This is a genomic window from Streptomyces sp. NPDC049577 (assembly GCF_040675635.1).
Classification (GTDB): Bacteria; Actinomycetota; Actinomycetes; order Streptomycetales; family Streptomycetaceae; genus Streptomyces.
The window spans coordinates 1-11,906 of sequence record NZ_JBFAPH010000203.1; the positions used below are offsets into that span (position 1 = coordinate 1).

Annotated in this window: 6 protein-coding genes; all 6 read right to left on the minus strand. The window is 72.3% G+C overall.

The features are described 5' to 3' along the window. Window positions 1-306: 306 nt before the first annotated feature. The 6 genes from AB0K09_RS21720 to AB0K09_RS21745 all read right to left on the minus strand — a co-directional run bounded on the left by AB0K09_RS21720 (window position 307) and on the right by AB0K09_RS21745 (window position 11,729). Window positions 307-558, minus strand: a complete 252-nt coding sequence (locus AB0K09_RS21720) for an acyl carrier protein (protein WP_366067031.1) — start codon at window positions 556-558, stop codon at window positions 307-309. After that, complete coding sequence (locus AB0K09_RS21725) at window positions 525-1,616, minus strand: beta-ketoacyl-ACP synthase 3 (RefSeq protein WP_366067032.1); 1,092 nt, start codon at window positions 1,614-1,616, stop codon at window positions 525-527. Before AB0K09_RS21725 ends, AB0K09_RS21720 begins: the two co-directional genes overlap by 34 nt. Continuing rightward, complete coding sequence (locus AB0K09_RS21730) at window positions 1,613-2,704, minus strand: ketoacyl-ACP synthase III (protein ID WP_366067033.1); 1,092 nt, start codon at window positions 2,702-2,704, stop codon at window positions 1,613-1,615. Before AB0K09_RS21730 ends, AB0K09_RS21725 begins: the two co-directional genes overlap by 4 nt. 199 nt (window positions 2,705-2,903) lie before the next feature. Next, the gene (gene ccrA / locus AB0K09_RS21735; RefSeq protein WP_366067034.1) at window positions 2,904-4,178 is read right to left on the minus strand and encodes a crotonyl-CoA carboxylase/reductase; all 1,275 of its coding nucleotides are present in this window, start codon (window positions 4,176-4,178) and stop codon (window positions 2,904-2,906) included. A gap of 30 nt (window positions 4,179-4,208) precedes the next feature. Then, complete coding sequence (locus AB0K09_RS21740; RefSeq protein ID WP_366067035.1) at window positions 4,209-10,574, minus strand: type I polyketide synthase; 6,366 nt, start codon at window positions 10,572-10,574, stop codon at window positions 4,209-4,211. Window positions 10,575-11,288: 714 nt separating this feature from the next. Then, window positions 11,289-11,729, minus strand: a complete 441-nt coding sequence (locus tag AB0K09_RS21745; RefSeq protein WP_365967187.1) for a hypothetical protein — start codon at window positions 11,727-11,729, stop codon at window positions 11,289-11,291. Between the last annotated feature and the right edge of the window lie 177 nt (window positions 11,730-11,906).

Here is an 11,906-nt window from a genome sequence, read left to right on the forward strand (position 1 = left end):
CCAGGCGCGGCACGGAGGCGGCGGACCAGGCGGACCGCCACCGGGGCAGCGGGTGCCGCAGCGGGGCGGCCGGACAGCGGCGCAGCGGGGCGGGGCCGCGCGGGCCGGACGCTCCAGCGGCGGGCGGCCAGCGGTGGCGACAGCCGATCATCGTGCCGCGGTGAGCGCCGCGACCACGGCGACCAAGGTTGCTGTACGGGTGCACGCGAGTATGAGGGGCTGGATCAGCGCCGGGCGCAGATACACGGCGGTGGCCAGGACCACAGCGACAAGTGGGAGGTGTCGCCTCCCACCGGTGGCTGGCGGTTACGGCGTGTGCTCCTGCTGGCCGTCCATCTGGTTCTGCAGCAGGCGGGCGATGTCTTTGAGGGACATGTCGGGTGTGGCGTGGGTGTCGTCCAGGGTGACGCCGTAGGTGTCCTGGAGCGTCATGAAGAGCTCGACGGCCGCGAGGGAGTCCAGGCCCAGGTCGTCCAGGGTTGCTTCGGGGCTCACTTCCTGGGCCGGAACGCGGAACGTGGAGGTCAGTACGTCGGTGAGCTGCTGGATCGCGTGCATCCGGGGGTCTCCTGCTGGTGTGTGGTGGTCGGGGGGGCGGGGTGGGGGTGGGAGACGGGTGTGGCGGCGGGCCAGGTGAGGGCGGCTGCTCCCCAGGTGAGACCGCCTCCGAAGGTGGTCAGGAGGGTGCGGGCGCCCGGCTGTAGGCTGCCGGCTGTGGCGGTGGCGGCCATGGCCAGGGGGATGGAGGCGGCTCCGGTGTTGCCGATGTCGCGGATGTTGCCGTGGCGGTGGCGCGGGGCTATGCCGAGCCGGTCGGCGACCGCGTCGAGGATGCGCTGGTTGGCCTGGTGGCCGATGAACGCCTCGACGGTTTCGAGCGGCCAGCCCACGGTGTCCAGGGTGGTACTCGCGCACTGGTGCATGCGCCGCACCGCGTGGCGGTAGACCTGGGGTCCGCGCATGCGGATGTATTGCTGGTCGCGGGTGAGCGGCCGGCTGTGTGCCGGGAGAGCGGAGCCGCCCGCCTTGATGGTGATCAGATCGCTGCCCGAGCCGTCCGCGCCCAGTTCGGTGGTGAGGACGGCGCCGGGCTCGTCGGGGTCTCCCGGGCGCAGGGTGACGGCTGCTGCGCCGTCGCCGAAGACGGCGGCGGTGTTCCGGTCGCAGGGGTCCACGATGCGCGAGTAGGTCTCCGCGGCGATGAGCAGGACCGTGCCGTACAGGCCGGAGCGCAGGAACGCGCAGGCGGTGGCCAGGCCGTAGAGGAAGCCGGAGCACGTGGCGGCGAGGTCGAAGGCGGGTACGCCGTCGGCTCCGAGGCGGTGGGCGATGCGTGGGGCGGTGGCCGGGCAGGGGTGGTCGGGGGTGTTGGTGGCCAGGAGCACCAGGTCGGTGCCGGTGGTGCCGGCGGAGGCGAGTGCGGCGCGTGCCGCGCCCAGGGCGAGGTCGCCGGTGGCGATGCCGGGGGGTGCTTGCCGGCGGGTGGTGATGCCGGTCCGCGTGCGGATCCACTCGTCGTTGACGTCGAGTTGGCCGCGGCGGATCACGTCGTCGTTGGACAGCACTGTCTGTGGCAGGCAGATGCCGATGCCGTGGATGACCGGGGTGGGCGTCACCGTGTTCCTTCTGTCTTGCTGTCGGCCGGGGCTCGGCCGGTGTGTGGGGGAGGGACGCCGAGGGCGGTGGCGCCGGTCCAGGTGAGCAGGGCGCTGCCCCAGGTGAGTCCGCCGCCGAAGACGGCGAGCAGGATCCGGTCACCGGGGTGGATGGTCCCGCGTGCGGCGGCGGCGGCCAGGGCGTAGGGCGCGCCGGCGGCGCCGATGTTGCCGGTCTCGTCGCCGGTGACCACCAGGCGGTGCGGCGGGATGCCGGTGCGTTCGCCGAGGTCGCGCAGGAGCACGGGGCTGGGCTGGGTGGTGATGACGGCGTCGATGTCGGCGAGGGTGAGGCCGTGGTGGGCGAGGGTGTCGTTGATCAGGCGCGGGAAGATGCCGGTGATGAAGGCGTGGATGGCCCTGTTGTCCGTGTGGATGGTGTGGCCGCCATCGCGGATGGTGTGTTCGCTGGCAGGCCGGCGGCTGCCGCCTGCGGGGATGAGAGCGTGGTGGACACCGCGGCCGTCCGTCCCGAGGTGGATACCGGCGAAGCCGTTGTCGGCGGGGCCGAGGATCGCGGCGGCGGCGCCGTCCGCGAACAGCATCGCTGTGGCGCGGTCGCGGGGGTTGAGGAATTTCGAGAACGCCTCGACGCCCACGACGGCGGCGTAACCGGTGCTCGCATCGGCGCGCAGCCAGTCGTGGGCGACGCGGGTGGCGAACAGCCAGCCGGAGCATGCCGCGCCGACGTCGAACGCGACGGCGGCACCCGCGCCGATGCGGGCCTGGACGCGGCAGGCGGTCGCGGGTCCCAGTTCGTCGGGGCAGGAGGTGGCCAGCACCAGCAGGCCGATGTCGCCCGGGGTGATCCCGGCAGAGCGTGCCGCGCGCAGTACAGTCTCGGCCGCCAGATCGGATGCCGCCTGGTGCGGGGCGGCGACGTGCCGGGTGTGCACGCCGGTACGGGCGGCGACCCACTCGGGCGGCACCTTAAGGTCCCGTGCCACCTCCTCGTTGCTCCGCTTCCCCGGGGGCAGGTAGACGCCCATGCCGAGGACGCCCACCGCCCGGGGCGGAGCCTGGGTGCCAACGGGTACGGCCTGGCTCATGGTGTCCTCCTTGGCGGCGGCCCAGTCGCCCTGCACGGTGATGCGGGGGTGGGTGGTGTGCGGCTGTGGTCGCCGCCCTCCGGTGGGGGCGGGTGCGGGGCCCCTTTTCGGCGGCCGTACCGGGGCTGCGGGGGCAGGTCTGGACGGTTCGGTGCACCAGCCGCCGCTGGGCCAGCAGGGCGGCTGGTCGGTGGCGGGGTCACTGGGCGATGCCGGTGGGGTCTTGCTGGGGCTGGAGGGTGGTCAGGCCGGGGTGTGGGGCGTTGATCAGGACGGCTTGGTTGCCGGGTGGGTGCTGGTTGTCGTGCATGCGCTGGTGGGCGGTGCCGATGTCGGCGAGGGCGCCGGCGAGGTTCAGGCATGGGTTGAGTTGGCCGGTGGCGGCCAGGTGGACGACGTCGCGACTTTGGCGGAGGTTGGCGAAGTGCGAGCCCTGGAGGCGCTTTTGCCGCATCCACAGGTAGCGCAGATCCACATCCGCCTGGTAGCCGGTGGTGGCGCCGCAGGTGACGACCATGCCGGCGTTGTCGCACAGGTACAGGGAGGTGGGGAGGGTGTCGCGGCCGGTGTGTTCGACGACGATACGCGGTGACCTGCGTTCTCCCAGGACCTCCCAGAAGCGGCGGCCGAAGGCCCGCACCCCGTCCAGCCATTGGGTGTGGGCCTGGTTGTCGGCGGGGTCGGGCATGGGTCCGAAGTGGTGGAAGTCGCGGCGGTCGATGGTGCCGTGGGCGCCGAGGCTTTGGCAGTGGCGGGCTCGTTGGGGGCTGGAGACGACGGCGATGGGGATGCCGCCGCGCAGCTTGGTGATCTGGATGGCCATGGAGCCCAGGCCGCCTGCGCCGCCCCAGATGAGGACCGGGTCGCCGGGCTGGACGTCGTGAGGCGGCCAGCCGCACAGCTGGCGGTGGGCGGTGGCGGCGGAGAGCAGGAAGCAGGCGGCCTCCTCCCAGGTCAAGTGGGGCGGTTTGGGGTGGCACTGGTAGTCGTGGACGAGGGTGTACTGGGCGAAGGAGCCGTGGTTGGTCTCGTATCCCCACACCTGCTGGGTGGCGGAGGTCATGGGGTCGGCGCCGAGGCGGATGTCAGGGGCGGTCTCGTTCCACTGGCAGCCGGAGAGGACCACCTCGTCGCCGACCGCGACGGTGGTGACGTCCTCTCCGACCGCCCAGACCACGCCGGAGGCCTCGGAGCCGCCGATGTGGAAGTCCTCGCGCGCTCCCCGCTTGAGCCTGGCGGAGATGACGTCGAGGGGCTTGCCGAGGGCGGCCCAGACGTTGTTGTAGTTGATGCCCGCGGCCATCACCAGCACCAGCACGTGCCCGCGCCCTACTTCGGGCACGTCCACGACTTCGGTGCGGAACGCGCTGTGGGGCGGGCCGTAGCGTTCGCGGCGGATGACGGAGGCGTACATCTTCCGGGGGACGGTGCCGAGCGGGGGGATGTCGCCGGGTTCGAAGAGGTGGTCGCGCATGCGGGCTTCCCTGGTCGTGGCGTGGGTCGGTCAGGCGGCGTCGCCCGTGTTGTTGGTGCTGTTCGCGTTGATGTGGTGCAGGAGATAGCCGGCGAGGGCGGCGGGGTCGGGCTGGGCCCACATGACGCTGGGCGGGATGCGCAGGCCGGTGTCGGCTTCCAGCCGGATGCGCAGGCCGGTGATCATCAGGGAGTCCAGGCCGATGGCGTTGAACGCGGTGGAGGTGGTCAGGCCGGCCGGGTCGCGGTGCAGGACGGCGGCGGCGTGGTCGATGACGGCCTGCTGGAGCAGGGCAAGGCGCTCGCTCTCGCCGGGGCAGTCGGCGAGGTCGGCGAGCAGGGTGCGGGTGCTGCCGCGAGCCTGGGCGCCGTGGTGGAGGGGAGCGAAGTAGGTGAGGCGGTCGGCGGTGACGTGGGCCTGGAGCCAGCGGTGGGTGTCGGCAGGGGTGTAAGTGGCGCGGGGCCGGTCGTGGGCGAGGAGGCGGCGCAGGGCGTCCATGCCCTCCTCGGGCCTGATCATGTCGTAGCCGCGGCCCTCCATAAACGCTCCGGCGCCGACTTCGGCCCACGGGCCCCAGGAGACGCAGGTGGCGGGGAGCCTTTGGGCGCGGCGCCAGGTGGTGAACTCCTCCATCCAGGCGTTGGCGGCCGAGTAGGCGGCCTGTCCGCCGTTGCCAAGGGTGGAGGCGGCCGAGGAGTAGAGGGCCCACCAGTCCAGGTCCAGGTCCCGGGTGGCCTCGTGCAGGCGCCAGGTGCCGAGGGTCTTGGGGCGCCAGACGCGGTCGATGAGGTCCGGGGTGATGTTAGCCAGGGTGGCGTCGTGGATGACGGCGGCGGCGTGCAGGACTCCGCGCAGCCGGTGGCCGGTGGCGGTGGCGGCTAGGACCAGGCTGTCCGCGGTGGCCGGGTCGGCGATGTCCCCGAGCACGACCTCGACGCGGGTTCCGGTGGCGCGAAGGTGCTCGATCTCCTGCTCGGTGTCCGGGGTGGGGCCGCGGCGGGAGGTGAGGACGACGGTTTTGGCACCCGATTGGGCGAGCCAGCGGGCGGCGAGCAGGCCCAGACCGCCCAGGCCGCCGGTGATGAGGTAGGCGCCGTCGTCGCGGACGAGGGGGACGTCCTCGGGGCGGACGGGCAGGGTGGCCGTGCCGTGGCTGGGCCAGGTCAGGACGAGTTTGCCGGTGTGCTGCGCCTGGGCCATGGCGCGGTACGCCGTCGCGGCCTCGGTGACGGGGTAGGTGGCCACGGGCAGGGGTGGCAGGTCACCCTGGTGCAAGGCGCGGGTGAGAGCGGCCGCCGTCTCGGCGAACCCGGGGCCCACGGGGCTGGCGAGATCGACCGTGTGGAAGGCGGCGTTGTGGTGCAGGGGCAGCAGGCTGATGCGGGTGCCGGCGCGGGTGTCCCTCTTGCCGATCTCGATGAACCTGCCGCCGGGCGCCAGCACCTCCAGGCTCGCCGCCTGCACGGGACCGGTCAGGCAGTTCAGGACCACATCCACGCCCCGGCCACCGGTGAGGCGGCGGATGTGATCGGCGAAGTCCAGGGAACGGGAGTCCATCACGTGCTCGATCCCCAGCTCACGCAGCCAGGCACGTTTGGCCTCGCTCCCGGCGGTGGCGAAGACCTCCGCCCCGCACAGCCGGGCGACGTTCACCGCCGCCAGCCCCACACCGCCGCTCGCGCAGTGGATCAGCACCCGCTCCCCGGTGCGCAGCCTGGCCAGAGTCCGCAGGCCGTGCCAGGCGGTGAGGTAGGCGACGGGCAGGGCAGCGGCATCCTCAAGGTTCATGCCGTCGGGGACCGGCATCACACGCCAGTCGGCGGCCACACTCACCAAGGAGGAGGAGAGGGACACGTCGGACACCAGGGCTGCGACCCGGTCAGCCACCCGCAGGTGGGCGACGCCGTCCCCGACCGCGCTGACCACACCCGCACAGTCCCACGCCGTCTTAAGGACGTCGTCACCCGGGTCACGGAACTTCTGGTACCCGCCGGCGGAGGCCAGGACGTTGAGGAAGTTGACGCTGCTGGCGTGGACGCGGATCTCGACCTCCCCCGGGCCCGGCGCCGTGCGCGTGCCGGCGGAAAGCTCCAGGGAGTCCAGGTCTCCGACGGTACGCGGGCGCAGGTCGGCCTTGTCCCGGCCGAAGTCGACCGTGCGGCGGTGGCGGTCGCCGGTGGTGAGGGGGGCCGGGGCCAGGGCGGCGGCCAGGCGCAGGCCGCCCCGGTAGGCGATGTGGTCCTCGCTGTCGGGGCAGGCCCGCAGTTCACGGGCGATCTGCTCGGGTGTGGTGTCGGCGTCGGTGTCCAGGAGGGTGGGGGCCAGGCGGGGGTGTTCGTAGCCGAGGGTGCGCAGGGCGCCGCGCAGTCCGGCGTGGGCCAGGTTGGGCACGTCGCCGTCGTGGACGGTCTCGGCGCCTTGGGTCAGGGCCCACAGCCGCACCTGGCGTGTGGTGTCCAGGCCGGTGAGGGTCTGGGCCAGGTGCAGCAGGCGGGTGGTGTTGTGCCGGGCGAGCGCTACGGCCTGCTCGCCGCCGGCCGGGGGTGTGGTGGCGGGCCAGAACACCACGCCCACCGGGCCGTTGCCGCCCTCGCGCACGACGGTGGAGAGCGTCGGGGTGTCGCTGTCCGGGATGAGCGCGGTGCGGGCTCCCGTGGCGGCCAGGGCTGCGGCCAGCGGCTCGGCCAGCGCGGGCGCCTCGCCGGTGTGGACCAGCAGCCAGTCGGTGACCGCCCCATCGGGGGTGGCGGGGAGCGCGTTTTCGGTCCAGTGCACGCCCAGCAGCCGGGAGGCAAACCGCTCCTGCAGCGTCTGGGTGGGCACGCTCGCCCCCTCGATGTCCGTCATTTCGGCCGCGAGGGTTCCGTCCGGCGCGAGAACGCGCACACTGCCGCGCACCGAGCAGGGGCTCGCCTCATCGAGGACGACATGGTGCCACCCGGCGGCCGGCAGGTCACCGTACAGGCGCAGCTCCCCGATCCGGGTGACAACGAGCCCGCCCTCGGCCACCGAGGTGGCCCGCCACCACGCCGCCAGCACGGTCTGCCCGGCGGTGTCCAGCACGGCCGGGTGGCAGTGCAGCAGCCGTGACCCCGCACGGGCAGCATCGGGCAACTCGAAACCCGCGACCACGCTCACGTGCCCTGCGTCGCTGTTTCCGTGCAGGCTGCGCAAGCCGCGGAAGGCCGGCCCGTACGGGCCGCCCAGGGTCTCCCGCACGAACGCGTAGAAGGTGCCGGGGTCGACGTCCTGGCCGTGGGCGGCCAGCAGCGCGTCGATGTCCGCGCGGGCGCCCGGCCCGGATGCGGTGGGGCCGCCGTCGGCCAGGCACAGGCGGGCGGTGGCATGGCGGGTACGGTTCTCGGGGGCGTCCCCGCTCTCCAGGGTCCACTCAGCCTGCCCGGGGCGCGTGATGGTGGCGTGCGCGCTCACCGCCACAGGCCGGGCGATGGGCAGCGCGCGGTGCAGACGCAGGTCACGGACACAGATCAGCTCACGCGGGACGCGGTGGACGTCGAGGGCGGCCTGGAGGCACATCTCCGCGAAGGCGGCGGCAGGCAGGACGGGAGAGCCGTTGAAGGTGTGGTCGGCCAGCCACGGCAGCCCCTCGGCCGACACCATGCCCTGCCACAGGTGACGCCCCTCGCTGTGCGGGTCGGCCAGGTGCGTCCCGGTCAGCGGGTGGGGGCCCTTGACGCGGCGCCACGGCGGAAGTTCCACCTCCAGGTGCCGGCGCTCCCACGTGGTGGGCGGGGCGTCCACCAGCTCCCCGTCCCCGTAGTGCCGGGACCAGTCCACGGCTCCTCCGGCCGCGTGGAAGGCCGCCAGATTCGTCAGGAAGCAACTCGTCTCCTCCCGGCGTCGCAGCAGGGACGGCACGGCCGTGACCGGGCCGCCCGCACTGGCACGGACGGCACCGGTCAGCAGCGGATGCGGGTCCAGTTCGGCAAACAGCCGGTACCCGTCCTCGAACGCCGCCTGAACCGCCTGGCGGAACCGCACCGGGTTGCGCTGGCCTGCGAACCAGTACGCGGCGTCGAACGCCGCCCGCTCGCGGGGGTCATCAAGTGCCGTGGTGTAGAACGGCACGCGCGCAGCCCTCGGCTGGATGCCCGCGAGGGCCTGGAGGAGGTCGTTCTCGAGCGGGTCCATCTGCGCGGTGTGCCCGGCGGCCTCCACGTTGACCAGGGATACGTCGATCTGCTCCGCGCTCCAGCGTTCCACCAGGCCCTGCACGGCGTCGGTGTCCCCGCCCACGACAGTCAGGTGCGGGGCGGTGATCACCGCCACCGACACACCCCGCACACCCTCACCGGCCAGGCGCTGCTCGACCTCCCGGTGTCCCAGCGCGACCGACGCCATCAGCCCCTGGCCCGTCAGGGTGGCGATCAGGCGGGAGCGGCGGCAGATCACCCGCACCCCGTCCTCCACGCTCAATGCCCCGGCGGCCACGGCCGCCGCGGCCTCGCCCATGGAGTGACCGATCACGGCCGCGGGCTCCACGCCCCAGGCCCGCCACATCGCCGCCAGCCCCAACTGGACGGCAAACAACGTGGGCTGGACGTGATCCACGCGCGCCGTCTCTCCGGTGGAGGCCAGCGTCGCCCGCAGGGAGAAGCCCGACTCGGTCCGCACCTGCGGCTCCAGCTCATCGATCACCGAGGTGAAATGCGGGTCGCGGTCCAGCAGGCCCCGGCACATCCCCGCATGCTGCGAGCCGTACCCGCCGAACACCCACACCGGGCCCGGCGCGGCGCCGGCCCCCGGCACGCACTCCTCGTGGGCGACCCCCTCGGTTTCCTGTCCGTCGTGCAGGGCCCGCAGCCGCGCCACCAGCTCCGCACGCTCCCGGGCGACCACACCGGCCCGGTAGGAGGCATGCGAGCGCCGCACCGCCAGCGTGTGCGCCACACCATCGAGCGGCACGCTCGCGCCGTCGCCCTCAAGCCAGTCCGCCAGCCTGCGCGCGCTGTGTCCGACCGCCCGCCGGGTGCGGCCGGACAGCAGGAACACCCGCGCCACAGGCCCGGGGTCCGCAACCGTGCCGGTGCGCGCGGCCCTCGCGGCGGATACGGTCCGGCGTGCACCGCGTGCGGTGTGCTGCGGGGGCGCCTCCACGATGAGGTGCCCGTTGACGCCCGTGTAACCGAACGCAGACACCGCCGCCAGCCTCGGCGCGCCCTTCACGGGCCACGGCATCATCGAAGTCGGCACGAACAACCTCGTCCCCTCCGGGTCGGGGCTCAGGTCCGGGTTCCACCGCTTGAAGTGCAACGTGGCCGGCACCACCCCGCGCCGCACCGCGCCGACCGCCTTCAGCAACCCGGCCATCCCGGCCACGGCCTCGCCGTGGCCGATGTTGGACTTCACCGAACCCAGCGCGCACCGCCCCCGGCCGTGCCCGTACACCTCGGCGACCGAGGCGAACTCCACCGGATCCCCCGCCGGCGTCCCGGGCCCGTGCGCCTCCACCATGCCCACATCCCCCGGGTCCACCCCCGCCCGCTCCAGCGCCGCCCTAAACACCTCCACCTGCGCCTGCGGCGAGGTGACGGAAAACCGCGAGCGGGCCCCGCTGCTGTTCACCGCCGTCCCCCGCACCACGGCCAGCACCCGGTCGTCGCCCCGCAGCGCGTCCGCCAGCCGCTTCAGCACCACGACACCGCAGCCCTCGGCGCGCGCATAGCCGTCGGCGGCCGCGTCGAACGGCCGCGACCGCCCTGTCGGCGAAAACCCCTCCCACCGGGCGAACGTCGCCATGAATCCCGGGTCCAGCATCAACTGTGTGGCGCCCGCCAGCGCCACATCCGCCTCCCCCGCCCACAGCCCCTGGCAGGCGGCGTGCACGGCCATCAGCGACGACCCGCACGCGCCCTCCACCGCCATGACCGGCCCGCGCAGATCCAGCAGGAACGCGACACGGCCCGGAGATTCGCTGTCGGACACGCTGAAGAGCGCGTGGGCGTCGGTGTCCGCCGCGCCGCGCTGCACACGCCCCAGGTAGTCCTTGATGTAGCAGCCGTAGTACTGCCCCACCCGCATCCCGGCCAGCCCGTAGGGCGGCATCCCCGCGTTCTCCAGCGCCTCCCACACCACCTCCCACAGCAACCGGCGCTGCGGATCGGCATGCAACGCCTCACGCTCGTTCATCCCGAACGACTCCGGGTCGAACGCGTACACGTCCCCGTCCAGGAACCCGCCCTGTGACATTCGCGCGATCACCCCGGCCGGAAGCTCCGCCAGCTCCTCGCGTGTCCACCGCTGCGGCGGCACCGCGCCCACCGCGTCCCGCTCCTGCTCCAGCAGCCGCCACAGCCCCGCCGTCGAGTCCGCCCCGCCCGGCAGACGGCACGCCGCCCCCACCACCGCGATCGGCAATTCCCTGGAAACCGGCATCACGACATCAACCCTCCTGCAGCAATACACACCAGAAACGCACACCGATTAACACGTCAATTCGCATACGCTCACCGCTATGCCACCTTGAAATCCGCGACCACACCCGCCCGGAAAAAGCATCACCGCGGACAGCAAATGCAGAATCCGCCGGGAACACCACTGCGCAAAAGATTTCCCCGGCAACCGCAGCAGTACGGGTATAACATTCCGCCTTCACCATCACGACCGGCAGTGCGCAACTACACAAGCAGGCTCACATACCCCGCCGTACAGGGAATCGCAGCACCGGCGGCGAATGCCCGCAACGGCGATCTCATCCTGATCCGACCCACAGAATCGGCCGGACCGAAGAACACGCCGCGGTGGCCGAACAGTGCAGCCTTCCACCGGAGTCACAAACCGCCCAGCTCGCGGACAGGAGGTGCGGACCGGGCTGCAAACCTGGGAAGGAAAGCCCGATGACCGCCGCCATAGCGGCCGGGCGAGCCCGCCCTCCCCGGAAGAGCCCCGCTCTGGCACCGGACACCGTGCGCCGCACTCCCCGAGGACCCCTCGCTGTGCCCCCGCCGGGAGCCGGTCATCCGGCAGGACGGTCGGCTCCCGGCGGGAAACACACCCGCACAGCACAGCGCCACACCCCGAAACCGTTCCGCCGGCCCGGCCGGAACAGCCCCTGGCGGCACCGCGGGCATCCGCAAGATCTCGGATGCCTCAGCCGTGCTCGTCCTCGTCGAATCCCATGTCGAGGGCCCACCACTGGTGATGCGAGGAGCCCGCCGCCAAGTCGAGGCGCCCCTCCAGCCAGAAGACCCTGCCGTTGAGTTCCATGAACCTCTGGGACTGGCTCTTGAAGGCCCCGGCCCCCTGCCACCGCTGGGCCTCACCGGGCCGGCGCTGACCCTCACAGCGGAACCCGGCGATCGCCTGGACGAAGGCCGTGTCGCACCCTTCCTTGGCCCGCAGGAAGCCTTCCGAGGTCGCGATCTCCGAACCATCGGGCAGGGTCTGGCCGATGTGGGTGAAGATGACGGACACCGGAATTCCGGCGAACTTCCCCTCACCCGCGGCGGAAGCCTCGTAATTCTGGGCACCCGGCAGCACCCGCAGACTTGACACCTTCAGCTTGAACTCGCCGATTTTCCTCTGACTCATCCCTCTTCCTCGCCTTCTTCTTTTTCCTCTCCGGAAAGTGCCCGACATTTTCAGTCTGCCCCCACACCCGAGCGAGACAACCCCGAAAACAAGACCAGTAAGAGCGAATGACTAATATTATTAGCATATTCACAGCGGTATTGACCCAGCACCCAATGGCGAAAAAGACACAACCGA

What these genes read in the sequence shown, in the direction of transcription:
- AB0K09_RS21720 (WP_366067031.1), bottom strand. Translation starts at nt 558, where the DNA reads ATGCACGCGATCCAGCAGCTCACCGACGTACTGACCTCCACGTTCCGC.
- AB0K09_RS21740 (WP_366067035.1), bottom strand. Translation starts at nt 10,574, where the DNA reads ATGCCGGTTTCCAGGGAATTGCCGATCGCGGTGGTGGGGGCGGCGTGC.
- AB0K09_RS21730 (WP_366067033.1), bottom strand. Translation starts at nt 2,704, where the DNA reads ATGAGCCAGGCCGTACCCGTTGGCACCCAGGCTCCGCCCCGGGCGGTG.
- ccrA (WP_366067034.1), bottom strand. Translation starts at nt 4,178, where the DNA reads ATGCGCGACCACCTCTTCGAACCCGGCGACATCCCCCCGCTCGGCACC.
- AB0K09_RS21745 (WP_365967187.1), bottom strand. Translation starts at nt 11,729, where the DNA reads ATGAGTCAGAGGAAAATCGGCGAGTTCAAGCTGAAGGTGTCAAGTCTG.